The 23,906-nt window shown below is 47.7% G+C and carries 22 protein-coding genes and 3 tRNA genes; 7 read left to right on the forward strand and 18 right to left on the reverse strand.

Translation table 11 applies throughout. The annotated features are described in order from the left end of the window. Window positions 1-26: 26 nt before the first annotated feature. The 5 genes from ACN084_RS02020 to ACN084_RS02040 form a co-directional block, all read right to left on the reverse strand. The gene (locus tag ACN084_RS02020; RefSeq protein WP_419101049.1) at window positions 27-1,007 is read right to left on the reverse strand and encodes an alpha-ketoacid dehydrogenase subunit beta; all 981 of its coding nucleotides are present in this window, start codon (window positions 1,005-1,007) and stop codon (window positions 27-29) included. 4 nt (window positions 1,008-1,011) lie between these two features. Then, complete coding sequence (locus tag ACN084_RS02025; protein ID WP_419101299.1) at window positions 1,012-2,133, reverse strand: thiamine pyrophosphate-dependent enzyme; 1,122 nt, start codon at window positions 2,131-2,133, stop codon at window positions 1,012-1,014. Window positions 2,134-2,318: 185 nt separating this feature from the next. Beyond that, a complete protein-coding gene (locus ACN084_RS02030; RefSeq protein ID WP_419105719.1) occupies window positions 2,319-3,479 on the reverse strand; it encodes a histidinol-phosphate transaminase in 1,161 nt (386 codons plus the stop codon). An 89-nt stretch (window positions 3,480-3,568) separates the two neighbouring features. After that, window positions 3,569-5,374 (reverse strand): hypothetical protein, encoded by a 1,806-nt coding sequence (locus ACN084_RS02035; protein WP_419105720.1) that lies wholly within the window; start codon window positions 5,372-5,374, stop codon window positions 3,569-3,571. A gap of 11 nt (window positions 5,375-5,385) precedes the next feature. Beyond that, window positions 5,386-5,916 carry a hypothetical protein gene (locus ACN084_RS02040; RefSeq protein WP_419105721.1) on the reverse strand — a complete coding sequence of 177 codons (531 nt, stop codon included), beginning with the start codon at window positions 5,914-5,916 and terminating at the stop codon, window positions 5,386-5,388. A 249-nt stretch (window positions 5,917-6,165) separates the two neighbouring features. Here ACN084_RS02040 and purB point away from each other — a divergent pair, with 249 nt between their 5' ends. Beyond that, window positions 6,166-7,605: an adenylosuccinate lyase gene (gene purB / locus ACN084_RS02045; protein ID WP_419101053.1), complete on the forward strand. Its 1,440-nt coding sequence runs from the start codon at window positions 6,166-6,168 to the stop codon at window positions 7,603-7,605. 93 nt (window positions 7,606-7,698) lie between these two features. Here purB and ACN084_RS02050 read toward each other — a convergent pair whose 3' ends face one another. Further along, window positions 7,699-8,499 (reverse strand): di- and tripeptidase, encoded by an 801-nt coding sequence (locus tag ACN084_RS02050; protein WP_419105722.1) that lies wholly within the window; start codon window positions 8,497-8,499, stop codon window positions 7,699-7,701. 258 nt (window positions 8,500-8,757) lie between these two features. On the opposite strand from ACN084_RS02050, the gene ACN084_RS02055 reads away from it, so the two are divergent. Then, on the forward strand, window positions 8,758-9,681 hold the full coding sequence (locus ACN084_RS02055; RefSeq protein ID WP_419101055.1) for an EamA family transporter: 924 nt from the start codon (window positions 8,758-8,760) through the stop codon (window positions 9,679-9,681). Here the strand turns inward: ACN084_RS02055 and ACN084_RS02060 are convergent. From ACN084_RS02060 to ACN084_RS02075, 4 genes are all read right to left on the reverse strand, one after another. Then, entirely contained in the window at window positions 9,676-10,428 is a 753-nt protein-coding gene (locus ACN084_RS02060) for a spermidine synthase (RefSeq protein WP_419105878.1), read from the reverse strand. The genes ACN084_RS02055 and ACN084_RS02060 overlap by 6 nt on opposite strands. Window positions 10,429-10,476: 48 nt before the next feature. After that, a complete protein-coding gene (locus tag ACN084_RS02065; protein ID WP_419105723.1) occupies window positions 10,477-11,415 on the reverse strand; it encodes a cation diffusion facilitator family transporter in 939 nt (312 codons plus the stop codon). A 90-nt stretch (window positions 11,416-11,505) separates the two neighbouring features. Continuing rightward, window positions 11,506-12,333, reverse strand: a complete 828-nt coding sequence (locus tag ACN084_RS02070) for a nitrilase-related carbon-nitrogen hydrolase (RefSeq protein ID WP_419105724.1) — start codon at window positions 12,331-12,333, stop codon at window positions 11,506-11,508. A 26-nt stretch (window positions 12,334-12,359) separates the two neighbouring features. Further along, entirely contained in the window at window positions 12,360-13,049 is a 690-nt protein-coding gene (locus tag ACN084_RS02075) for a DsbA family protein (RefSeq protein ID WP_419101058.1), read from the reverse strand. A 161-nt stretch (window positions 13,050-13,210) separates the two neighbouring features. On the opposite strand from ACN084_RS02075, the gene ACN084_RS02080 reads away from it, so the two are divergent. Both ACN084_RS02080 and ACN084_RS02085 read left to right on the forward strand, forming a co-directional pair. After that, window positions 13,211-13,282, forward strand: a tRNA-Thr gene (locus tag ACN084_RS02080). A gap of 236 nt (window positions 13,283-13,518) precedes the next feature. Continuing rightward, on the forward strand, window positions 13,519-13,752 hold the full coding sequence (locus ACN084_RS02085) for a hypothetical protein (RefSeq protein ID WP_419101059.1): 234 nt from the start codon (window positions 13,519-13,521) through the stop codon (window positions 13,750-13,752). An 11-nt stretch (window positions 13,753-13,763) separates the two neighbouring features. Here the strand turns inward: ACN084_RS02085 and ACN084_RS02090 are convergent, their stop codons facing one another. Then, window positions 13,764-14,615 (reverse strand): HpcH/HpaI aldolase/citrate lyase family protein, encoded by an 852-nt coding sequence (locus ACN084_RS02090; protein WP_419105725.1) that lies wholly within the window; start codon window positions 14,613-14,615, stop codon window positions 13,764-13,766. A 244-nt stretch (window positions 14,616-14,859) separates the two neighbouring features. Between ACN084_RS02090 and ACN084_RS02095 the strand changes: the two genes are divergently transcribed. Then, window positions 14,860-16,398 (forward strand): MDR family MFS transporter, encoded by a 1,539-nt coding sequence (locus tag ACN084_RS02095; protein ID WP_419105726.1) that lies wholly within the window; start codon window positions 14,860-14,862, stop codon window positions 16,396-16,398. A 103-nt stretch (window positions 16,399-16,501) separates the two neighbouring features. Here ACN084_RS02095 and ACN084_RS02100 read toward each other — a convergent pair whose 3' ends face one another. The 3 genes from ACN084_RS02100 to ACN084_RS02110 form a co-directional block, all read right to left on the reverse strand. Then, on the reverse strand, window positions 16,502-17,641 hold the full coding sequence (locus ACN084_RS02100; protein ID WP_419105727.1) for an acyltransferase family protein: 1,140 nt from the start codon (window positions 17,639-17,641) through the stop codon (window positions 16,502-16,504). Between the two features lie 110 nt (window positions 17,642-17,751). Next, the gene (locus tag ACN084_RS02105) at window positions 17,752-18,990 is read right to left on the reverse strand and encodes a chloride channel protein (protein WP_419105728.1); all 1,239 of its coding nucleotides are present in this window, start codon (window positions 18,988-18,990) and stop codon (window positions 17,752-17,754) included. A gap of 49 nt (window positions 18,991-19,039) precedes the next feature. Further along, window positions 19,040-19,558 (reverse strand): dehydrogenase, encoded by a 519-nt coding sequence (locus ACN084_RS02110; RefSeq protein WP_419105729.1) that lies wholly within the window; start codon window positions 19,556-19,558, stop codon window positions 19,040-19,042. A gap of 222 nt (window positions 19,559-19,780) precedes the next feature. Between ACN084_RS02110 and ACN084_RS02115 the strand changes: the two genes are divergently transcribed. Next, window positions 19,781-19,871, forward strand: a tRNA-Ser gene (locus ACN084_RS02115). Window positions 19,872-20,039: 168 nt separating this feature from the next. Then, window positions 20,040-20,131 (forward strand) — tRNA-Ser (locus ACN084_RS02120). Between the two features lie 63 nt (window positions 20,132-20,194). Here the strand turns inward: ACN084_RS02120 and ACN084_RS02125 are convergent. From ACN084_RS02125 to upp, 4 genes are all read right to left on the reverse strand, one after another. Continuing rightward, window positions 20,195-20,725, reverse strand: coding sequence for a SixA phosphatase family protein (locus ACN084_RS02125; protein WP_419101065.1), 531 nt, complete (start codon window positions 20,723-20,725; stop codon window positions 20,195-20,197). A 21-nt stretch (window positions 20,726-20,746) separates the two neighbouring features. After that, window positions 20,747-21,535 carry an alpha/beta fold hydrolase gene (locus ACN084_RS02130; protein ID WP_419105730.1) on the reverse strand — a complete coding sequence of 263 codons (789 nt, stop codon included), beginning with the start codon at window positions 21,533-21,535 and terminating at the stop codon, window positions 20,747-20,749. Window positions 21,536-21,622: 87 nt separating this feature from the next. After that, entirely contained in the window at window positions 21,623-22,399 is a 777-nt protein-coding gene (locus ACN084_RS02135) for a winged helix-turn-helix domain-containing protein (RefSeq protein ID WP_419105731.1), read from the reverse strand. A gap of 818 nt (window positions 22,400-23,217) precedes the next feature. Further along, a complete protein-coding gene (gene upp, locus ACN084_RS02140; protein ID WP_419101068.1) occupies window positions 23,218-23,856 on the reverse strand; it encodes a uracil phosphoribosyltransferase in 639 nt (212 codons plus the stop codon). Between the last annotated feature and the right edge of the window lie 50 nt (window positions 23,857-23,906).

The following is a 23,906-nucleotide window of genomic DNA, read 5'->3' on the forward strand; positions in this document are numbered from 1 at the left end:
TATCCTTTCGTCTGAGGGAGATGGTTCTAATACAAGAACGAACGGTCAATAGCATCAAGAATGCGGTCAATACCGGGTAAAAATTCTTCTTCAGCTCTTGGTACCGGATAAGGCATATGAAAACCACCTACACGTAATACAGGAGCTTCTAGAGAGTAGAAGCACTGTTCTGTTACAGCAGCACTTAGCTCTGAAGATAATGACACAAAGGTACTCGCTTCTTGAACAATCACAGCACGCCCCGTCTTGTTCACAGAACCTGCAACCGTATCAACATCCAGCGGAGAGATAGAACGCAGGTCAATCACTTCAATATCGTGTCCATCGTCTAAAGCCGCTTCAGCTGCAGCTAAAGCAACCGGAACAAGAGCACCGTACGTGACCAAAGTCAGGTCTGTACCTTCTCGAAGTATCGCTGCATGGAACGGGTCATAATCATCTGCAGAAAAGTCGACATCCCCCTTGAGCCAGTAACGACGTTTAGGCTCCATAAAGATTACGGGGTCGGGGTGTTGGATACTCTTTCGAAGCATCCAATACGCATCATGTGAAGATGACGGAGCCACAACACGCAACCCCGGCGTATGAGCAAAATAAGCTTCTGGCGACTCTGAATGATGTTCAATAGCGCCCACTGCCCCACCATAAGGCAAACGAATGGTTACAGGAGCACTCAACTGACCAGTAGAGCGAGTACGGATCTTAGCAAGCTGAGTTGTTATCTGGTTAAACGCAGGAAAAACAAAACCATCGAATTGAATCTCTGGCACAGGGCGTAACCCGCTCATGGCCATACCAATAGAAGTACCGATAATTCCAGATTCTCCCAAGGGTGTATCTAATACCCGTTGTGGCCCAAAATCTTGGTAAAGACCATCCGTTACACGGAATACTCCCCCGAGCTTTCCCACATCTTCACCTAAAACAATCACCTCTTCACAAGCTGACATCTCATCAGATAAGGCACGAGTAATCGCTTTAGATAACGCTAAATTTTCGTAAGTCATGTGTTTAGTCCTCGTCCTCAAAACCTTCGACATATTCACGGTAGAATGCTCTATCTGCTTCTGTTTGTGCATGCGGTTGTGCATAGACGTTATCGAAGTTTTTCTCAAAATCTTCTGGCTCAGAATTGAGTGTATAGTCTCGTACTCGTTGAGCTATCGTCGACGCTTCCTGCTGTACCTGTTCAAAAAAGGAATCTGCTACCGCATAGTAGTTTCGTAAATGCTTTTCTAAACGGATGAGAGGGTCTAGAGCTAAATATTCTTGGAGTTCTTGTTCTTCACGATATTTCGTAGGGTCATCAGCTGTTGTATGCGCACCTAAACGGTAGGTCTCTGCCTCAATCAAGACGGGGCCTTCTCCTGCCCGAATTTTTTCGAGAGCATAGCGGGTTGCTGCGACGACAGCTAAAACATCGTTGCCGTCTACTCGTAGCCCTTCGAAACCGTACCCTTGTGCTCTCGTTGCGATGGGCACACGCGACTGTGTTGTAAAAGGAACAGAAATAGCCCAACGGTTATTTTGCACGAAGAATAATACGGGAGCGTCGTAAGAGGCTGCGAAAACCATTGATTCATGAACGTCACCTTCGGTAGAGGAACCATCCCCGAAATAGACGGCAACTGCCGGTTGGGAAGAATCGCTCTGCAGTGAAGACAGACGTTTCAGGCCCATTGCGTAGCCAACAGCTTGAGGTACTTGAGCTGCAAGCACAACAGTATAGGGGTGAAAACGGTGCTTTTTGATATCCCACCCGCAGGTTCCAGAACCACGAAAAAACGGCATTAAATGTTCGAGAGGAATACCTCGAGAGAAAGCTAACGCATGCTCTCGATATGAAGGAACCACATAATCTTCGGATGATAGAGCAAACCCTGAGGCAACTTGAGCTGCTTCTTGTCCTCGGCTAGGAACCCATAGTGATAGTTGGCCTTGGCGTTGTAACGCGGTTGCTTCATCGTCGAAGCGACGAACAATCACCATTTGACGATAGAACTCTTGAAGTTCTTCTACCCCAATGTCTTTGACGTATTCACTGAACACTTCGTGTGAGGTTAGTTGAGCTGAAGCATCCATCAATTGGATCAACGGTGGAATATTGCTCGTACTGTGGTGACGTTCTACCATCGTTCCGCCTTCGTACAGATTAGTGGGTGTTACCTCCTTATACACTATTCCTCTTTGGTGGGAATACTCTGAATACTTGATGTTCTGCGTGTCCTTATTAAAGCGGTCTCACCAGTACAAATAAGCATTTTATGGGGTCATCAGAGCACTCCCACACAACGCTTCTTCACCCTCCTTAAAGGGAGCTAAAAATGTGTTCCTTCTGGGCGCTGAGGTGCATATTCAACCGATTCGCAGAGCGCAATCAAACGGTCGTTAGCTTCATCTTCTCCAATAGAAACACGAACCCCCTCGTGAGCAAAAGCACGCACAGATAAGGCACATGATTCAGCTCTTTGCGTAAAATCTGCAGTATTTTCACCAAGATTAAGCCACACAAAATTGGCTCGAGTCGTAGGAATCCACCACCCTAAATCCTGCAAAGCATGTACCACACGCTCACGTTCAGCAACGAGATGTCTCACGCGTTCCATCACCACGTCACGGTGTTTAATGGATGCAATTGCGGCTTGTTCAGCGATACTGCTCACCGCAAAAGGTGTTGCTGCAACTCTCAGATATTGTGTTAGCTGAGGATGAGAAATGGAGTATCCGACGCGTAAACCGGCAAGTCCTTGAGCTTTTGAGAATGTCCGCAAAATAATAACGTTTGGATAATCAGGATAAACCGATAGCCCGTTGACCGGAGGTTCTTCTCCCGCCATAACCGGCGAGGCCTCACAGAACTCAAAGTAGGCTTCGTCGATGACCACCACAATATGTGAAGGGACCCGATCTAAGAAGGAACGGAGCTGGTGTTCTGTAACAGATGGCCCAGTAGGGTTGTTCGGTGTGCAAACAAGAATGACACGAGTTTTCTCAGTGATAGCTTCGACCATCGCGTCTAAATCGTGTGCGCCCTCAGCAGTGAGAGGGACCTGAACACTCTTCGCCCCAGCTAACCCCACACAAATAGGATATGCCTCAAAAGAGCGCCAAGCATAAATCACCTCATCTGCACCACCCTCAGCAGATGTTCCAGCGAAGGTCGCAAGAATCTGATTGAGTGCACCGAGGCTACCAGCACCGGTTACGATATCGTCAGCAGGTACTCCGTGTTCCTCGGCGAGCGCGTAACGTAGTGAGCTACACAGGGGGTCGGGGTATCGGTGAGCTTGAGTGAAGTTCTCAAGAATATGCGCCACTTCTGGTACTGGCCCGAGAGGGTTCTCATTAGAAGAAAGTTTATATTGTTCAAGTCCAGGTACTGGTTGTGGTGCTTTACCAGCAGAATATTGAGGTAATTGGGAGAATACTGCCCGTGGAGAGGGCAGTTGAGTGTTGTTATCGCAAGAAGGATTGTTCATAGTTTCGAGTGTAGTTCTTTCTGTTTTTCTTTTACACCTCCGTCTTGTTCATCTATGTTGGGGTGTTGTTGAAGTGTTGACGTTTTGTCTTATCTTTTTGCAGGATGGTAGTCATACCAGTATTCGTTGAAGGGGTTTTCTTCTGGCGTTAGGTAGTCGTTGCTGATGTCTTCTATTTTTTGGTGGGTGCTCGCGATTTTTCCGGCTTCTCCAGGAAGGTTCTGGGCAATAGATGAAGCAAAATGTGCCCCAACATGTGTGCCTGTTCTTAGGTCGTGAGCAAGTATTTCGGGTTTGCTGAGGTTTCTGGGCAATGTGGATCCAGCAATAACCGACAGCTTGGTTTTATGCTGTTTTTTCGAGAACTTTTTCATCATAGGTAGAGGCTGGTGCGCTCGTGGATAGTTTTCGGTGCTGATACGGTATTGGCGGTATCCGTGTTCGGTCGGGGCATGACGGCTCACTAATCCGGCAAAATATGATGTACTTCCTTGCCATATGGGGTAATGTCCAAAAATTTGTGTTGTTTCTCGAATTTTTTGGGCACGTTCTTGAGTTTCTTGAGCGCCGGTAGGAGTTTCTCTGTAGTGTGTCTCTAACATTGAGACGTTTGGGGTACGTGTGCTGTTGAGCGATGTTCCTTGGATACGGGTAACGCCGTCATCTTGGTCGGCAAGGACTTGTATGGGAATGTCTGTCGCTAGGGGCAAAGAACCGATGGGTGCGCCTTGAAGATATATTCCTTGTACATTGTGTTTTTTACGGAATTGTTGATGTGTTGATGCAACTGCAGCTATTGCTCCGCCTTGGCTAAATCCGGCTAAGTAGATGGGTGTATCTGATGGCAGGTTTGCCTGTTCTAAGGCAGTATCTAATAGTTGCAGTCCAGCAGAGCTTTCTTCCATCGGTGTTTCTGGTGAGTCTGTGACGGAGCTGAGGTTGCTGGCGATGCCAAGAGGACCACCATGTAAGGTGATACCGTCTGTATCGGTTCCTGGGACGTAAGCAACTACACCGTGGAGGTGTCCTGATTCGTCTTGGATGTGTTGTAAAAAGACGCCGTCGTATTCGACGTTGATTCCTTCTTGGTGTTGTAACTCATCAATAGTGTTGACGCCAGAGGATATGATATCCAAGTTATGTGCGTAATCAGCGGGGCTTTGAGGAATAACAAGTTGCTGTTCTATGTGTTCAAAGGTTGCATTGTCAGAGGCATCGTATGTTTGCACTCCTGATAGGTTTAATGTTCTGAGGTATCCTCCACGGTGGAGTTTATCTTCAACATATTCTGTGGCAGTTCTGCTGAGGGAGCTGATACCGTAAAGCTTCATTTTTTCTGCTCGACGACGGTTTGCGTATTCTTCACCGTTATATAGGTAGTCTCCCCAATACCCCATACCGAAGAAAATTCGTTGTCCTAAGAAACTCGTGATTGGACCAGCAACGGGCATCAGCGTTGTTGCGTCAGCAAGTGGACCGCCTGAACTAAAGAGTGAGCCCATCCAATACATGGCTGCCGGTAGTTGGGTTTGGCAGGTGCGTAAAAGCTCCGTAGCAATGTAATCAGCTTGTTCGTAGGCGATACTTGTTTGTTCGAGACGAACGGCAAGGTCTAGTTGTTCACTGGCGCGCTGTGTGCTGCACTGAGATAGTTCTAGGATTTCTGTGCCCAGAGAAAGACCTTGAGGGTGTAGGGCAAGTAGCTTCATCACATCAGCAGATATGATGCTCAGTTCTTGCGCAACCTGTTGATTTATTTCGTGCGTGCGGTGTAGGTGTGTTGAGTATTCTTTAAGGCTTGTCGTGTCTACTCGCAGAAGGGTGGTGTGCCCTTCTCGGATATTTCTCATCACTGTAGCGTGAGATTCTTTCAACCTTATAAGAGAAGAGGTCATGATGGGGCTTTCTACGAGTAGGTAGGCAGGAAGTTCATCAATGGGTGGTGAAGGAGAGACTCTAGAGCTATTTGAGTATTTCTAACGCTCTGTGTGTGGAGGATTTCGACACCGGTTATTGCAGCGTCGCTGTATCGGTGTGCTTCTATGATGGCGTGATCTACCGCAACACCAGCAGCAGCGATAAGAGCGCTAAGTCTTTCTGCCTGTTGTGCTAGTTCTTCGCCAGCATGGATGAGGTCATGAGATTTTTCTTGAAGTTGATGTTCTAGATACTGTTGTGAGTGTTCTTCCTCTTCGATGAGCCGGTAAAAGTTTTTAGATGCGAGAGAGTCCCATTCCACCTGTGTTTTCAGCTGAAGGGTGCGTTGAATCTGTCGTTGATTTTCTTGTTGTTGGTCGAGGCGTTGGGCAAGTTGTTGTGTTTGTTCGCGGATGTGATGTCCAAGGTGAAAAAGTCCTTCAGCAGCAGGAGCACTTCGAGAAGTTCCTAAGCCATGCTGTTGTGCAAGAAGAAAAAGGTGTCGTTCTTCCATATCCATATGTATGGTCTCCTCAAAGGTGCATTTCTCTGGTGTAGGTGTTCTAGAGATACGCTAAATGAACAGCAGGAGTGAAGGGGAAAGAGAAGAAAAATTGTGGATAATATCGAGGCAAATGATGTTCTAAGTCGTATTTTCCACAAGATTGAAAGACAAGGTTTCTTGAGTATGACGCAACAGTAACTGCGCTTTTGACCTTTTCTGAGTTATCTCAACCGCAACTGGCATATCCCATGACAGAATAGAAATATGTCTCAACCTGATCTTTGCATGACCCTACCCAATGGACGACGTAGCCTCACTGGCTCAGCTATCGCGTTAGGCCCACTGGATGGCCGTTATAAAACGGTAACAGAGCCTCTCGTCGATTACCTCTCAGAAGCGGCTCTTAACCGTGACCGTATCCACGTCGAAATAGAGTGGTTCATCTACCTCTGCAAAAATAGTGTGCTTCCGGGGCTTTCACCCCTCACCGACGAACAAGAGCTCGCATTGCGTAGCATTGTCACCGAATTCTCTCCTGAGGATATTAACGAACTAGCGGAAATTGAAGCAACGACCGTCCACGACGTCAAAGCAGTGGAATATTTTATTGGTCGCCGCTTAGCAGCTATCGGGTTAGAACATCTAACTCCGCTCGTACATTTTGGGTGTACCTCAGAAGACATCAATAACCTTTCCTACGCTCTAGGTATTAAAGACGCCGTACACCACGTATGGATTCCACAAGCTGAAGAACTCATCACACAACTTCGCACCATGGCAGAAGATTCCGCTCATACTCCCATGTTGAGCCGAACCCATGGACAGCCAGCAACACCAAGTACCGTAGGTAAAGAATTAGCAGTCTTCGCCTACCGTCTTAATCGCCATCTTAACGCCGTCAAAGAAGTGCAGTTTCTCGGCAAAATCAACGGTGCAACAGGTACTTTCTCTGCACATGTCGTTGCTGCACCTAACGCTTCGTGGCTTAAAATCTCCGAAGAGTTTGTCACTTCATTAGGGCTAAGCTGGAACCCGCTCACAACCCAAATTGAAAACCATGATTGGCAAGCAGAGCTATACCATGCCATGTCACGGTTCAATCAGGTGCTACACAACCTCTGCACCGATATCTGGAACTATATCTCTATCGGTTTCTTCCGTCAGATTCCTGTTGCCGGAGCAACAGGTTCTTCAACTATGCCGCATAAGGTCAATCCCATTCGCTTTGAAAATGCTGAAGCGAACCTTGAAATTGCGAATGCTCTTCTTGGCACGCTCAGCGCCACATTGATTCAATCACGCTGGCAACGAGACCTCACTGACTCATCCTCACAACGTAATATCGGTATTGCCTTTGGCCATTCTGTTCTAGCAATGTCTAACGTCGTCAAAGGACTCAAGCGTCTAGATGTTGCCGATGATGTGATGGCTCAAGACCTTGACCAGAACTGGGAGGTACTTGCTGAGGCCATCCAAATGGTCATGCGTGCCGAAGCGATCGCGGGTGTTGAAGGAATGGAAAACCCGTATGAACGCCTCAAAGAGCTCACCCGCGGACAACGTGTTGACGCTCAACGCCTCCAAGAATTTGTTGCCTCGTTAGGGTTAAGTGCGCAGGCCCAGCAGCGCCTATCCCAGCTCACCCCCGCACTGTACACCGGTATCGCACCCGACCTCGTACAGTTTATGAACCGTAGCAACTAAAAATAGTGGTATCAACGGCTGAGGGTTGCACACCTCGTTATGAGGTGTGCAACCCTCAGCTATATCTATGAAGCGATACGACCTACCCGAGAATTATTCTGCAATTTCTCCCTGAATAATTGAAGAATCTTTCTGCGCCTGTTGTTGAGCCTGAACAGAATCTTCAAAACGTGGTGCTCGCTCTGCAAAAGAAAGCGAAGCAGGGAACATCGGTGGAGCCTCGCCAAACGCTTCATGAGCTGCTTCAACAACTTTGCGTCCTAACGCCAAGTTAGCTCCACCGCCGACCACAGCACCAATACCAAAAGGTAAAGCACGGCCCAAAAGAGCGCCCGATTGGCGTGTTAAGAACCGTTTCACAAACATATTGCGGATAGTGCGTTCTACGCTAAAGAACTTCTGAGAATCTTTGCCCATCATCAGCCCCCACTTATTGGAGATACCGGCGGCCTTACCAGTCTGAGACATCAAAGTACTCATCAGAACAGCACCATCATCACCTAACATGATGCCCATGACCATGGCGCGTGCAGCTTCAGGGTTATCAACGTGTACGCCGTGAAGCTCCGCTAACGCTTGTACGTATAAGGCGGTACGTTCAAGATAGCCTCCTACCGCTAGGGCTGATAAGCCAACGGAGGTTGCAGTTCCCACACCGGGAATAAAAGCTGAAGCACCTACAGCACCACCACCGATGGTGATATCACGTAGATAAATAGTCTCCAAACGTTTTGCAATTTGTGCCGGTGACTCTTCAGGATGGCGTTCGCGAACTCGCATCACCATCGACACCACCAAAGGACGCTGAATCCTCAAAATGGTATCAAGGCTTTTCGTCAACGCCGGTTTTGGTTTACCGTCAGTATCAAAAGGGTTCTTCATAGAATCAAACATGCTTTTAGTAAACCACCTTAGCTACTATTTTTCAGCTCAAAAACGCCTATTCGGCGCTAGCAGTCACCTGAACAAGAGTGTCCATAAAAGTTTTGTTTCCTCAGAACATCACCACGCACCCCATAAACCTACATATTTCTTGTAATTACAAGGTTCTTCTGAACCGAAAACTTAACGCTAAAATAACTATTCTGCTGTTACACCCCATAACCGCAACCACGACCTCCCCCACTACCATCTGCCGAAAAGAAAGTAAATTTGTCTACATTACCGCTACGTACGATACGACCTTCTGCACACACCGCCGGAGTATGGCTCGTCTTAGGTTCTTGCTTCTCACTACAATTTGGCTCAGCCTTCGCCGTCCACCTCTTTCCTCACATTGGCGCATGGGGTGTGAGCCTCTTACGCCTAGGCTTCGCTTCACTCATCGTCTTAGCATTCATCCGGCCTAATGTTAGAGTATGGAACACCCAACAATGGAAAGCTACCATCCTCTTCGGCATCTCATTAGGTCTCATGAACGGGTTCTTCTATCAAGCAATCGCCCGCATCCCTCTCGGATTAGCGGTCGCTATCGAGTTCGTGGGCCCACTCGTCTTAGCCATCGTCCTCTCTCGACGACTCATCGACTTTCTTTGGGCGCTCCTTGCCGCCACAGGACTTATCATTCTCGGAGTAGACGCCCTGAACGACTCTTCACATGTTGACCTGCTAGGCGTTCTCTACGCTCTAATTGCCGGCGGTTTCTGGGCGGCATACGTTATCACTAGCACCCGTTTAGGAGCGGTCATCCAAGGCAGTTCAGGACTCGCCGTAGGACTCTTCATTGCGGCACTCACATTATTACCCGTAGGAGCAGCCGGCGCCAGCATCGTCTTAAACGACATCAAACTACTACTCTTTGCCTTAGCCACCGCACTATTCTCATCACTAGTTCCAGCAACCTGCGAATTCGCGGCACTGCGCAGAATACCCCAAAATACTTTCAGCATCCTCCTCAGCTTAGAACCAGCTATTGCGGCACTTGCCGGTTGGATACTGCTTGCGCAACATACGGGTCTCTACCGGTGGATTGCAATTATCCTCCTCGTTATAGCAAGTATCGGAATCACCGTCAGCTCCCGTTCAAAAGTTGTCGGGGCAAACGTCACCCTTCGCAGAAAAAGAAAAACCTCATAGGCTCTTCACAAAATCAGCAACCTGCCATGTATCTAAAACTGCACCAGGATGTGGCCCTGCAGCCTCTAAAAAGGCTCTACTCGACTCATCTAACACATGACGACTACCCACCAGAATCAAGTTGCCAGCCTGTTTCGCCGTCAGCATTGAACGTTCGCATAAACACCACACATGCTCAAATACCTCTAACATGTGTTGAGCTTGAGAAGCAAAGAAACTCAAACCGGGATCATCACCAACATTCACTAAAAGAACACCATCATCGCTCAAAACACGTTGCACTGATTCATAGAATCCTCGTTGCCGTAGATGTTCAGGAGCGTCCCACCCTGAAAAAATATCGAGCACTATAGCGTCTGCGCCAACTGGACTATCTAATAGTTGCGGTATCTGATCTAACACCTCACGAGCATCAGCAATAACAGACTCACATTGCGTACCCGGCGGCAACGGAAGATGAGCAGTCACAAATTCAACGAGTTCTCGTTCAATATCGACAGCTACCTGGACAGAGCCAGGACGTGTTGCTTGAACATAACGCACAAGAGTTAACGCACCAGCACCTAAATGGGCAATACGCAATGGCTCCCCAGCATCAGCAAGCACATCAATCACATTGCCAATACGACGAAGATACTCATAAAAAATAGTCTCCGGAGACAACAAGTTAACATGAGACTGCTCTGCAGCACCAAGACAAAGAATATACGACCCTTGATTCATCTCATCAGGAATAATACGGGCCATAAGCCCCGATGTTGATAGGCGAAGAGAAGGATAAGCCACCGAGAATCCTTAAGGAAGATTTCGATAATGTTGCTCAGAACCAAACGATTCTGGTTCTAACTGAAAAGTAGAATGTTCGATACTAACATCAAAATGTTCTGCTACACAGGCTTGTAAATGACGCAAAATCTCAGCACTATGACCCGAGGTAAAACATTCTTCTTCTAAAAGAATATGCGCTGTCAACACCGGTAAATCCGAAGAAATCTGAGAAACATGCAAATCATGTACCGCAACGACGTGTTCTTGAGATTCCAAATGTTTTTGCAATTCTTGAAGGTCAAGATTACGAGGAGTCGATTCCAAAAGAACCTCAAATGTATCGCGAAGAAGCAACAACGTCCGAGGAACAATCAGCACCCCAATACACAAAGCAACAACAGCATCTGCACCGTACCACCCCGTTGTGCTCATCACCACCGCAGACACAATAACAGCAACAGACCCCAGAGCATCATTAACAACTTCTAAGAAAGCAGCCCTCATATTAAAGTTCTGGTGATCACCACCGACCAAAATAGCAATCATCATAAGGTTGCCGATAAGACCAACAACACCAAAAATCAGTACTTCAGCGCTTGCGATAGGTTCTGGGGAGAAAAAGCGGCGTACTGCTTCAACAATGACGAGTGCCCCAACCCCCAATAGAATCGAGGCTTGGAACATTGCAGAGATAATTTCGACACGTTTCCAGCCCCATGTGCGACGGTGTGTGGAAGGCCGTAGTGCAAGCCGTGAAGCAATCAGAGCAACTGTCACACCTAGTGCATCGGTTAGTACGTGCACGGTATCCAAAAGAAGAGCTAAGGAACCGGTGAGAAAAGAACCAAAAAGTTGCGCGGCACAAAGCCCCCATGCAATAGCTGCAACGGCTAAAAGCTTACGGGGATTTGTCGAGGAATGAGAGTGATGATGTCCCTGATGAGAATGGTGTGAGTGTTCGCCCATAAATGTAGTTCTCTCCCGATAGTCTTAGGGAAAATATGCTATCACTTAGGGTACGAAGTGAGGAGAGGAAAAGTCTGAAATCACACCGTTTTAGAGATTGGTTTTGAGCTGGCGTTGTTGAAGCAGAGGGAGGTTCTCTCGGGTGCGGTTCACCTGCGTCAGGTCAATATTGACGACAGCTAGAGCAGAGGTTTCGCCCAATTCACAGAGAATTTCTCCATGAGGTGCTATGGCACGAGAATAGCCGATACCGGTGGGCATGCCGGAGCTCGGTGTCGGTGATAGTGCTTGGTCTACAGCAATAACATATGAGCCGGTATCAAGAGCACGAGCGCTGGTCAGCGTCTGCCATTGTTCGCGTTTATGAGGGCCATCTGCCCAAGATGCAGAGACGACCATACATTGTGCGCCGGCCGCTGCCAAATGCTGGTAGAGCTCGGGGAAACGTACATCGTAGCAAGTACTGAGCCCGATACGGACTCCTTCGACGGTAACGAGAGTTGGTTCTTTACCGGCGATGATATGTTCAGATTCGCGGTATCCTAGGGCATCGTATACGTGTATTTTGCGATAATATTGAAATCTTTGCTGATTATCCGAATTTTTCGTATTATCTAGGGGAAACGCGCAACTGAGTTGGTTATAAACTCGGTGGGCGTCTAAGGGTTCAGGGGCGAATCCGCCAGCAATGATGTGAAGACCAAGTTCTTGCGCGAGCGCAGCGAGAGTTTGTTCCCAATAGTAGTAGTGGCAACGAGTTTGAGCGCGGAGGTCTTCCCCAAAAGGCAACATCGTTGCTTCGGGGAAGACCACCAGCTGAGCACCTTGTTGTTGAGCTTGTTCAGCGTAGTCTTGAACCGTTGTGAGATTTTCAAAAATGTTCGGTGTTGAGTGTATCTGCGCTAAAGCTATTTTCATGGTGCGTTCTCTGATTAGCTTCTGTGTTATTCGGTGATTCCAGCAGCCTTTTTAAATTCTTTGACCATATCGGCTGCGTCGGTTGAGGAATTGACATTTTCAAGGACTTTTCCATCTAGCACGAAGCTTGGAGTTCCTCGTACTCCAATTTTTTTACCTTGTTCAAAGGATGCTTTGATGATTTCTTCTGTTTTGCTGGCAGAATAGTCCGTTTTGAATTGGTCTATGTTAAGGTCGAGTTCTTTAGCATAGTCAGCGAATTTTTGGTAGGCGGCTTCTTCATTTTCAGATTCGCCCCACATCTTTTGTTCAGAGAAGACCTTTTCGGAGAAAGGGATGTATTTCTTCTGGTTTTGTGCACAAATCATTGCGCGTGCTGCAGAGATAGAGAAACGGTGCATAGGTAGTGGAAAGTTTTGAACGGTGACGTTGAGGATACCGTCGAGTTTTCCGGCTGCTTCGAGGTAGGCGGGGTCAGCTTTTTTGCAGTAGGGGCACTGGTAATCGGTAAAGAGTGTGACGGTTGGTTTGTCGTTGAGAACGGTATTGAGGTGGTATCCGTTGTCGTCTCGTACACCGGTGTCTACGGCTTTGGTGTTGCCGTGAGATGAGGCGGTGCTATCTGTTGTTCCGCAGGCGGTGAGTAGGAGTGTTGTAGCGGTGAAAGCGCTGACGCCAAAGAGAGTACGTCGGGTGTAAGGGGTATTTGTGTTCATGGTTGGTTCTCCGTTCCTATGATGGTGCTATTACTAGAAAACCATAGTGTATTGGTGTTTCTTGAGCACGCACCGTCATGAGACACAAAATATTTGCTGTGAACTGGCGTAAGAACGGGTGTTCTGGTACAGTGTTTTTCGTTCACTTTAGGGTGGATTAGGCCTCCATAGCTCAGGGGTAGAGCATTTCCCTCGTAAAGAAAAGGTCGTCGGTTCAAATCCGACTGGGGGCTCAATATTCAGCGCTTTTACCATGGTCATGGTAAAAGCGCTGTTTCAGTTAACGGGCTTTCTTTTTTCGTTGAACTATTCGTCGAGGTGTCGTTATTAGGTCTCTTTGAACTCTTTTTAATGCTTTCCCAAGAAAATATATGTTTGCTTTGTGTGCCTCTAGATACAGTAACTATAAAGCGTTATTGTATTAGTACACTCGCTTTTAAAATTTTCTCATTTTGGAGGAAACTCTCTCATGCAACGGGAGCATTTCACATTCGATAAGCATCGAACAGGACTCCGTTATTCGCGCGGTTTTATCCTGCTCTTTTTAGTCGCACTCCTACCCTCAGCAGGTATCTGGTTCTTTTACCGTTCCCTTTTTCCTATAGATTCGTCTCTTGTAGGCACAGTAATCCTCACTATTGTTACAGCATTATCTTGGGCGTACCTCATCGGGTATGCAGATGACCGGCACACTGCAGGTTAACAGTTAAGGCGCTAATTACGCCACAATCCGTAAGTTTTCGCAAGTTCAGAAACTTTACGTGCACGCGCCAAACGTGGAAGGTATGAACCGTCTTTGGGAACTGCACCATTTGTTGATTCGGCTAACATTTCGCGTGCCCATTGAATTTCTTCTTCACTAGGAGCAAGCGCAATATTAATAGTTTCTGCTTGCTGAGGGTCAAGAAGTAATTTTCCGGTCATACCGTGGCTTGAGGTCACAGCGCAGTCACTCATCAAAGAGCCACCGTGTTTACCTAGCGAAGGGCCGTCAATAGGACCAGGCAAGCCGCCAACACGTGACGCTAACACAAGTTGAGAACGCGCGTAGGATAAGGCGATAGGGTCATCCGAGACGCCTGTATCTCGACGAAAATCACCCACTCCGAAGGCTAGACGGAACGTCCCCGGTGCACGCGCAATATCTACCACGTTCACCATACCTAAGGCAGATTCCACTAATGCAATAACCGGTGTACCAGCTGGCATCATCATCGCAGTTCGAGTCACTTCATCGGGGTGCTCAGTTTCTGCCAACATGACTCCGCGTAGTCCTTTAACGTTGCTGAGTGCTTGAACGTCTTTCTTCCAGTGTTCTGTTCTCATGCCGTTGATTCTGGCCCAAGTACTGACTTCCCCATTGAGCAGTTCAACAATTTTTTCACGCGATTCGTCTTTAAAATCTTCAGGTGTCCCATCTTCAAGATCGATGAGGATGGAATCTGATTCTGACTCTAAAGCATTTGCGATATCTTCTTCAGAAGAAGCGGCTGAGACAAGTAACCAGCTGCGAGATAGGCGGGCAGGCAACGATGCGGCACGTTCATTGCGGTGAAAATGTGGCATGAGAGCTGTACTCCTAATGAGCCGATGATATTGTTCATCTCCAGTGTATAGATAGAGTCCTCAAGACTCCTAGAACTATGACGGTCTGAGAGCAGCTTTATCGAAAATCAATAGCCCTTGTCATATCCTCTAAAAATAGTTAAAACATCACATTTAAGATTCCTTACATCATAAGGTGTTTTATAGAACCTCGGAGTAGAGTGAATAGGTCGTAGCCTCGGCCTCTGAATATTTAGGAGTTTTAGTGCCTTCACCTGCATCACCTGATATACACGGTAGTTCTTCGTGGCTTGTTCCCGGTTCTCGTGAGCTACGCATGATTCTTATTGGACTGTTGTTAACGGTTCTTTTAGCTGCGCTAGATCAGACCATTGTTGCTACCGCATTGCCCACTATTGTTGGTGATTTAAACGGATTAGAGCATATTTCGTGGGTTATCACGGCATATATGATTTCTTCGACCATTACCTTACCCATTTACGGTAAGTTAGGTGACCTTTACGGACGAAAAACTCTCTTTCTATTTTCGGCGGTAGTTTTTCTTGTCGGTTCAGTGCTCTGTGGTGTGGCAGGGTCTATGTGGCAGCTTATTCTTTTCCGAGCAGTTCAAGGCATCGGTGGAGGTGGAATTTTTACAGGTGCAACAGCTATTCTTGCCGATGTGTTAGCGCCACGCGACCGTGGACGCTATATGGGCCTTATTGGGGCAGCTTTTGGTATTGCGTCTGTTGCCGGTCCTTTATTAGGTGGTTTCCTAACTGATGCACTGAGCTGGCGTTGGGTCTTCTACGTGAATCTTCCATTAGGTGCTCTTGCGTTGTTCTTTATCCTCAAGTTTTTGCATCTTGGTACACCAAAACACGCTACGCCGCCACGTATCGACTATCTCGGTATTATTCTGATGGTTATTGGTTCATCATCGCTTATTCTGGTGTCGAGCTGGGGCGGAACCGTGTATCCTTGGGGTTCTCCACAAATCATGGCTCTCATCGCCTTAGCGGTAGTCAGTGTTGCGCTCTTTATTGCGGTGGAGTTACGCGTTAAAGAACCGTTGATTCCTTTAGGTATTCTCAAAGACCCTAATGTGTGGGTTTGCGTTTTCATGGGAGTCGGTGTCTCTGCTGCGATGATGAGCGTGGGCGCGTACCTTCCGACATTTTTCCAAATGGTGTGGGGTGTTTCTGCAACTGTTGCTGGTCTGATGATTCTTCCTATGACTTTTGCTCAAGTTGCCGCCACAATCATTTCAGGTCGTCTAATTTCTGCTACAGGAAACTATAAGTTGTATCTTGTTGCTGGGCCGGCTTTGATTATTCTGGGGCTTTTTGGGTTTAGCCTTATCGACCAGCACACATCGTACCTATGGTTATCGGTGTTGATGGTCGTGATTTGTGTTGGTATCGGTTTTACGTTGCAGAATACTCTACTGGTTGTTCAAAATAGTGTTCCTCCACGTGATATTGGGGCAGGAACTTCTACAACAACATTTATCCGACAATTAGGGGCTTCTCTAGGAATTGCTGTTTCAGGGTCTTTATTTATTGGTAATCTCACGGCTTTTACACAACAACATTCTGCTCAGATGACAGCGCACTCTCTCAACGCTCAACAACTCAGTTCGCTTACTCCACAGGTTTTGGCGTCTTTGCCGGAGACTGCTCAACAGCTAATTGCTGAAGCATTTTCTACGGCGATGCCTCCTATTTTCTTGTTCTCTATACCAGCGGTATTGTTGAGCTTTGTTCTCAGCTTTTTCATCCGACAGGTACCTCTACAAAAATAGGGGTTGAGAGATGTTCAATGGGCAGAATCTTCGCAAGGGAAGGTTCTGCCCATTTTTCTCGATGGATAGTCCGCTATATTTTCTAAAGTTTACGGGCTTTTTCTTATGCGCTTTTTTGCTGAGCTTTTGTATGTACGGACGCAAAATGCCGATCTTTATACCGTAACGCGGGAACTTCAATGCACCTATACATCAGGATGCCAAGAGTTAGACCGCTTGCTACGAGTGTTAGCACTAAGGCTGGGCGAGGAAGCATTTCAAGGTGTGGCTCAAGAAAATGGTAAAGAACATCGTGAGAGATATAGATGCTGTAGCTTGCTAGTCCTAAGAGCTGTAGGCCTTTCCACCGTAAAATATTCATCAGCTGCTCACCAAGTTTTTCACGAATCGCAACTTGCCCCCATAGAATCATCATGGCTGCGGCAATAGCTTGAATGGTGTAGCGAATTGTTTGGCGGAAGAACTCATCGCGAATGAGCAGAGACACAAGATATAGAAGCACGGCAAGAATCACGATTGTGTTACGCCCCATGAGAGGAACAGTTCTACCGTCACGGATTCTTCGCGTATTTCGGAACCGAGTACCAACGACACGGCGACCTTGAACTGCTGGAGTATTGCGGTAGGTAAAGAACCATAGTGCAACTAGCGTCCCTAGCGCAATAGCTTCAACACGAGTTCCTGTACCAAAGTAGATACGGTCTCCGGTGGCGTGGTGAAGGCTTAAATATATGCGAGAGCAGATTGAATAGATGATAGCGGTTGAGGCAATGCCTGCCACAATTTTTTTATAGTGTTTGCTTTTCACGGCGAAGAGCCAGATGAGTGCAAAGACAAGGTAGAACTGTTCTTCAATAGACAGGCTCCAGGTCACAACAGAACCGGGTAGAACTGCTACCTGTGAGTCTAGGTAACGCCAGTTGAAGAAGAAGAATATTTGTCCGAGGAAGTCGATGATATCGATTTTTCCGCCAAGGCTCATATAAATCAGCGTGGGGATAATTAACGCTAGGAGCATAGGTGGGAAGATTTTGATGAGACGTCGCATGTAGAATCCGCTGACGTCAAATCCTCCGGTTTGTTCTCGCTCTCTCAGAAGTAAGAATGTGATGATGAAGCCGGAGATAACGAAGAAAATGGTAACGCCAGAACCGCCAGGGACAAAGCTAAGACCTGCATGGGAAAATACGACGAGTAGGACGGCAAAAGCTCTCATAGCGTCGATGTGGGCGTAGCGGTTCATTGTTTCCTTTGAATTTGGGTTGATGTCAGCGGTGTTATTTGTCGTACCGTATCCATGAAACCATAGCTCAGAGGTTTTTCTTCTCTACTCTGTAGCCACATTAATGGCTACTAATGTGGCGGGTTGAGCCACGTGTTGTGTTGTATGTGCCGGTTGAGTATTTTTCCGAGGTATTCAGCGCCGATAGAGCACATGAGGAGCGGCGCCCATAACTCCATCGGCGCGTGGGTGAGTTCTATGGTAAATAGTGCCCCAAAAAGTGCTGATGATTCGCTAGCAGATAATAATGATGTCGCACCAAGGAGCATGAAGACCGGTAGTTGTTCGGGTGTTCCGGATGCGAGCGCGATATAGGCACCGATGCTTGCGCCAGTAGCTAACGCGGGTGTGAGGGTTCCGCCGGCGGCACCAGCTCGTAGGCTCAGAAGTGTGAGTAGCGGTTTGGTGATGGCGAGGATGAGGAAACTGCTGAGGGTAATTTTGTGGTGGAGTCCTTGTTCAATGATGAGGACACCGTTTCCTAGAATATTTGGCTGGTAGGTGGCGATGACTGCGGTGAGGAGCATGAGTGAGCATAGTTGTGCAGGTAGTTTCCACCAGTGGCGGGGGTGTTCTTTGCGTATTTTTTGGATGATATTTTGACTAATGATACGAAAGGTTGTGCCAAGTATTGCGCCGATAAGGATGGCTCCAATCACCCATATCCAGCTGGAATATTCGAGTTTGTATATTGGTAGTTGGTAGTAGGGTGCGGCGCCGTAGATGGCTCTAGGGATGAGGACTGCAAGATAACTGATCGTTAGAGCGGCGAGAATTTTGCTCCATTTTTTGGTGGGGGAAACGATGCTGATGGTGTAAGCGGCTCCAGCATATGGGGTGTTGTAGACTGCCCCGAGTGCTGCACCGCAGGCGGCGGCGGTAAGAAAGTTGCGTTCTTCTGGGGTGAAGTGTTGTGGGTGGTAGAGACGGTGGGCGATGGTTGCTGCAAGTTGTCGAGGGGCGGCTTCTCTGCCGATGGAAGCTCCTGCGCCGACGAGGAATACTTGTGTGAAGGCGTCAATGGTTGTTCTGGTGAAGGGGTAGTGTTGCGCGCGTGTGGTGATGATGTCTTGGGTGCTAGGTAGGTTTTTTTGGCGTAGTTTCCACCAGCAGATTCCGCTGATGGCGCCGGCGGTTGCCATCATAATAGGTGTTAGGTGGGGCACCTGTTGAGTTTTGCTGATGAGGTGGAGGAATTCGGTCAGGAGCACGCCGATGATTCCGGCGCTAAGAGCAACGGTGAGGGCGGCGAGGGTGAGGAGTATGTATTTGCGCCGTGGGTTGGTGGGGTGTTGTGTGGTGTTGCTCATCGTGTTTTAGTTTAGACGTTTTGGGGTCTTTGATGAGTACTGGCAGTGTTTAGGCGGATGCACTAATTTTTTGTTGTGCGTATTCGTTGTGTCGTTGTGTTGTTTCGTAGTGTGCTTGTTGCAGGAGTTCTTCTGCACGTTCAATGTGTTCTCGCACTGTTTCGACACGTCGCATGACGATTTCTTGTCGGTTGCATTGGAATTCGCAGCTTCCGGCGCAACGTACCATGGCAAGGGCCTCTGCGCATAGTGCGACGGAGTTTCCGGCACGAGATAGACACCGATGAAGTTCTGAGTAGACGCCGCTGGGTGATGCGGGGATGTCGGTGCTGTTGCTGGGCGCTAGTTGTTGGGCGCGGGCTGCGATTGTTCGTACGCGTGGTAGTAGATCGGCTAGGGCGTTTGCTTCTGGAACGACGAGTTCAAGGGTTCCGTCGTCTGGTAGTTTTTCGAGGATTTGGTGGAATCTGTCGATTCCACGGTTGAAGCGGTCGTGTGCGCGTCTCCAGATTCCTTGGCCGAGTTCTGCGTCGTTACGGCGTCCTTGTAAGAAGTCTTTGAGGCTCACGTTCTCCCCCTTTCATCTACTTCCTTTTTCTTAGGTTACCCTAAATTAATTTGCTGACACTATGTCAAACGCAACACTACGTTAAGAAGATTGAAAAATCACCTAGAGAGGGGCCGTTTTTGACTCGTGCACCTTCACGATTCATCTAATATTTTATGTTTTCTGACACAATGTCACCGTCAGATTTTGTATTCCTTTTGATTCTCTGATAGATTCTTCTACGGATGGTTGTCCGAGCGGCCGAAGGAGCTGGTCTTGAAAACCAGTAGGCGGTAACCCCGTCTCAAGGGTTCAAATCCCTTACCATCCGCCACGTAAAACCGTGTTTCTCATGAGTGGGAGACACGGTTTTTCTTTTAGGTTAAAGAACGGCTGGCTCTGACAACAGAATTATTTGACCACACCCCACAAAACAGCTAGTATGGTGAATGCTGTATTGCGGTTGAGTCAGATGTTGACGGGCTAAACACGATACGGTGTTGGAGACGTGCCAGAGCGGCCGAATGGACTTCACTGCTAATGAAGGGTCGGGGTTAAACTCGACCGGGGGTTCAAATCCCCCCGTCTCCGCCACATAAAAATCCCTGGGTGCTTTCATATGAAAGCACCCAGGGATTTTTATGTTCTCCTCAAAACTTAGAAAGTTCTAAAAGAAACTAGTCGCGCATCGTGATCTAATAGTTCAGACCAAGAAGTCTCCACCTCAAAGACCGCAATCGAAGAGGGCGGAAAACCATAAGAGATATCCATGAGTGATTCGTAGTCAGATGTTGAACTCATTAAATCCATTGCTGCATCTTGTACGCCCGGCAAGTGAGCCACTAACATCATTGAGCGAACAGAATCGGGGGTATTCTCAATACACTGACGCAGCATACGAGCTGGAGCGTTATAGAGCCTCTCGTCGAGGGAGGCAGTTGGGGCTTTTTCTCCGAGAGCTTCGCATACCCATGTTGTTGTCTGCCGAGTGCGCAATGCAGCAGAAGAAACGATCATTTCGGGAAGAGTTCCTGTATGGTGCAGCCATTCGCCCGCGGCTCGGGCTTGAAGGTGCCCGCGAGAAGTGAGGGGGCGGTTGAAATCGTCCATACCCCAGTCAGCTTCAGCGTGACGCATCATAATCAGCGTTCGCGTGTCATCTGGTCTTTGTGAAAGTTCTTCAGCCATAAGCACCATCTTAGCCGGTCTCTAGCTTTGAGCTAGAAACTTTTTGAGGGCGTACACGGTCTCTTCCGGCTGGTCTGCGTGCACCCAGTGTCCAGCATTTTTAAACACAACTTTTTGCACACGTGGGAAGAGGCTCCTCATAACAGGGGTATCTTTTGATGTGATATATGGCGAGCGCCCTCCTGCAATCCATAGCACCGGTCGGTTGAAGGAAAGGTTGGGGTTTTGCCATCCCATAATTTTCGGCAGGTTTTCAAAGAGCATTTGTAAGTTGGGTTGCCAAGAGAATCCTTCTTCTGTGCGAATGAGGTTTTGAAGTAAGAATCCTCGCACGCTAGAGTCTGGCACGGCTGGTGTTAGCATTCTATGGGCTTCGGCCCTCGTCGAGAATTCCTCGATAGGAAGTTTCAGAAGAGAGCCAAGCAGATGGGTAAAGTTTCCGTTAGAAGCTGAGGGTGCAATATCTAAGACTACGAGCTTTCGCACGAGTTCTGGATGTCTTAACGCTAAGAGCATTGCGACCTTTCCTCCCATGGAATGTCCAACGACATCAACAACGGGGGCGGGTTCGCCGTGGTATGCGCAGATAGCTTGTGCGACGCTATCTGCCATGTTGTTATAGTCGAAGGATTCTGTCCATGGAGAGTTTCCGTGGTTGGGAAGGTCGATGAGCAGAATTGTAAAGTCTTGTTCGAGGTTCTTTGCAATTGCGGTGAAATTTTTGCCACGTCCCATGAGTCCATGCAGAAAGACAATAGTTTTTGGGCCTGTTCCTAGAGACGTTATTGAAAGAGTTGGTGTGTCAGCCATAGTTTTTGTTTTTTCGTGTTTCTCTTTAAACCCGTATAGGCGCCTATTTTCTAGACGCCTACAGGGGTTTTTATGCTATACGTTAGTTTAGATAGAGTATTCGGGAGCGGCCCAAACAACAACTTCGGGGTGCTCATAGAATCGGTAGCCTTGTCCTCGTACAGTACGTACCGTGTTAGCAAGACGCCCCAATTTTGAACGGAGTCGGCGAATATGAACGTCGATAGTTCGTTCATTGGGTGTTTCTTCAGCATCTCGCCAGAGGCTTGCGAGTAGTTCTTCTCGCCCAACGGTGCGTGCACCGTTTTCAACGAGGTAGTTCAAGAGTTCAAATTCTTTGTAGGTGAGGTTGAGGACTTCCCCATCTAGGAATACTTCTCGACGGGATAGGTCAATAAGAACACCAACGGAGTGAGCGGGTTTGTGCTCTTGGGATGAGTATTGTGTCGAGGAGAATGGCTCAGGCTGGTGGTGCACGGCGGTTGGGTCGCCTAGTGCGTTGCGTACAACTTCAAGGTCTGTGCCTTCTGCGCCGGATGGTGCCAGCGCAACGGCTGCGTAGGAGTCAGCTTCTGGCACGATACCTCGGGTGTAGTCGCGTAGTTCTTGTACGATGCGTACGAGCGAGGTTCCGTTTGATGCTGCTGTTTCTTCAGAGAGCCCGACATAGATGACAAAACCGCGTGCTTCGCTCTCGGGGTGGTTGAGTTTTGCTGGTGGGTTGTCAATGTGAGGTGTTGTCATAGGACGCAGGCTTGCGGGGTGTTTGGGCATGTGACGTCCCTGAGTTAGGTTGGTCGCAGTGCGTTGAGTTGATACTCTGTTCCGCTGGGAGATATGGACGTATCCAGGTGCTCCGGACATTCTTTTTACCTGTCTTCTTGTGGTGGGATAAGAGCGCGCATCTAGGTGGTTGGTGCAGGATCTTCTGCTTTTTCACGTATGAGGCTCTTGATCGCTTTACCGTTTTATCGTTGTATGATTTCGTCGATAAATCAAGTAACATTCCTCTGTTTTTTGGACGTTTGAGGGAAAAATCTCAAGAAATGATGTCTATACAGGCTTGCTTTTTCTCATATTTTGATACATAAAAATTCGCAAATATTATTTTTTATACACAAACAACCTGTATTTTCGGGGCGTACACTTTTGTTTGATATACACCAACCAACAACACCGTGTAGCACTAGCGATTTGTCAAGACTAACCTCAACTTTTCTCCTTTTTCGTCCCTACTAACACCAAGATCAATAACCAGTCCCAAACTCACCCAGCCTAAACCACACAAGACCACACACCTCACAAAAAGCTCCCACCACCATCGCATTCTTCCAAGATTCACAACAAAGCATACGTACTAAATAGGTACACTAAGCCACCACCAACACCGAGCGACCCCAACATAACAACACCAAAACTCATCCATAAAGTGAGGAGCACTCCTTCATGCCAACACTTTCCCACATTTATCCCAAGAGTGTAGAAAAGAGCCTCTAAACACCACCCCAGCAACCCAAAATAATCTCACAAAAAATTACACTCAAACACTACGCAAAATATTAAACAACACGGTTTATACATTTTGTATGCAAATGGGGGTATAAGAGCGTGAACTCTTATACCCCCATTTAATAAGGTCAAAAATTTTTTAATGACGAAACGCCAGACGGTCCAATATCTGGCTACTGAGCAAGACCATATAGACGGTCACCAGCGTCGCCAAGACCAGGAACAATATACGCCTTATCGTTGAGACACTCATCTTCAGCAGCCAAGAACAAATCAACGTTCTCGAACCCATCAATGCCCTCACGTAAAGCAGCAATACCCTCAGGAGCGCCGATAATACACAAGCAAGTAATCTGCTCCGCACCACGAGCACGCAAGAACTTAATAGATTCGATCAACGTTCCACCCGTTGCAAGCATCGGATCAAGAACATACACCTGACGCCCCGACAAATCTTCAGGCAAACGCTCAGCATAGGTCACGATATCTAGAGTCTGCTCGTTACGAGCCATTCCTAAGAAACCAACCTCAGCAGTAGGAATCAAACGAGTCATACCCTCTAACATTCCCAAGCCAGCACGCAAAATAGGAACAACCAACGGACGTGGCTTCGTCAGTACCTTACCAGTTGTAGACGTAACAGGAGTGACAATCTCACGCTCTTCAGTACGAATAGTACGAGTCGCCTCATATGCCAAAAGTGTCACAATCTCTTCAACAAGCTGACGGAAAATTGGAGACGGTGTGTTCTTATCACGAAGAACAGAAATTTTATGTGAGACCAACGGATGGTCAAGGATGGTTAAACGCATACTCTCAAGCTACCATTTTCAGCCCAAAACTGTACCGCTGTCTCGACGAA

Source organism: Rothia sp. P7208 (assembly GCF_048512915.1).
Lineage (GTDB): Bacteria > Actinomycetota > Actinomycetes > Actinomycetales > Micrococcaceae > Rothia.

Coding starts and splice junctions, on each gene's coding strand:
- ACN084_RS02040 (WP_419105721.1), bottom strand. CDS start 5,916: ATGGATATGGAAGAACGACACCTTTTTCTTCTTGCACAACAGCATGGC.
- ACN084_RS02025 (WP_419101299.1), bottom strand. CDS start 2,133: ATGGTAGAACGTCACCACAGTACGAGCAATATTCCACCGTTGATCCAA.
- ACN084_RS02050 (WP_419105722.1), bottom strand. CDS start 8,499: ATGTTTGATTCTATGAAGAACCCTTTTGATACTGACGGTAAACCAAAA.
- ACN084_RS02105 (WP_419105728.1), bottom strand. CDS start 18,990: ATGAGCAACACCACACAACACCCCACCAACCCACGGCGCAAATACATA.
- upp (WP_419101068.1), bottom strand. CDS start 23,856: ATGCGTTTAACCATCCTTGACCATCCGTTGGTCTCACATAAAATTTCT.
- ACN084_RS02030 (WP_419105719.1), bottom strand. CDS start 3,479: ATGAACAATCCTTCTTGCGATAACAACACTCAACTGCCCTCTCCACGG.
- ACN084_RS02100 (WP_419105727.1), bottom strand. CDS start 17,641: ATGAACCGCTACGCCCACATCGACGCTATGAGAGCTTTTGCCGTCCTA.
- ACN084_RS02130 (WP_419105730.1), bottom strand. CDS start 21,535: ATGGCTGACACACCAACTCTTTCAATAACGTCTCTAGGAACAGGCCCA.
- purB (WP_419101053.1), top strand. CDS start 6,166: ATGTCTCAACCTGATCTTTGCATGACCCTACCCAATGGACGACGTAGC.
- ACN084_RS02035 (WP_419105720.1), bottom strand. CDS start 5,374: ATGACCTCTTCTCTTATAAGGTTGAAAGAATCTCACGCTACAGTGATG.
- ACN084_RS02125 (WP_419101065.1), bottom strand. CDS start 20,725: ATGGCTGAAGAACTTTCACAAAGACCAGATGACACGCGAACGCTGATT.
- ACN084_RS02070 (WP_419105724.1), bottom strand. CDS start 12,333: ATGAAAATAGCTTTAGCGCAGATACACTCAACACCGAACATTTTTGAA.
- ACN084_RS02085 (WP_419101059.1), top strand. CDS start 13,519: ATGCAACGGGAGCATTTCACATTCGATAAGCATCGAACAGGACTCCGT.
- ACN084_RS02075 (WP_419101058.1), bottom strand. CDS start 13,049: ATGAACACAAATACCCCTTACACCCGACGTACTCTCTTTGGCGTCAGC.
- ACN084_RS02060 (WP_419105878.1), bottom strand. CDS start 10,428: ATGGCCCGTATTATTCCTGATGAGATGAATCAAGGGTCGTATATTCTT.
- ACN084_RS02020 (WP_419101049.1), bottom strand. CDS start 1,007: ATGACTTACGAAAATTTAGCGTTATCTAAAGCGATTACTCGTGCCTTA.
- ACN084_RS02135 (WP_419105731.1), bottom strand. CDS start 22,399: ATGTCCGGAGCACCTGGATACGTCCATATCTCCCAGCGGAACAGAGTA.
- ACN084_RS02065 (WP_419105723.1), bottom strand. CDS start 11,415: ATGGGCGAACACTCACACCATTCTCATCAGGGACATCATCACTCTCAT.
- ACN084_RS02090 (WP_419105725.1), bottom strand. CDS start 14,615: ATGCCACATTTTCACCGCAATGAACGTGCCGCATCGTTGCCTGCCCGC.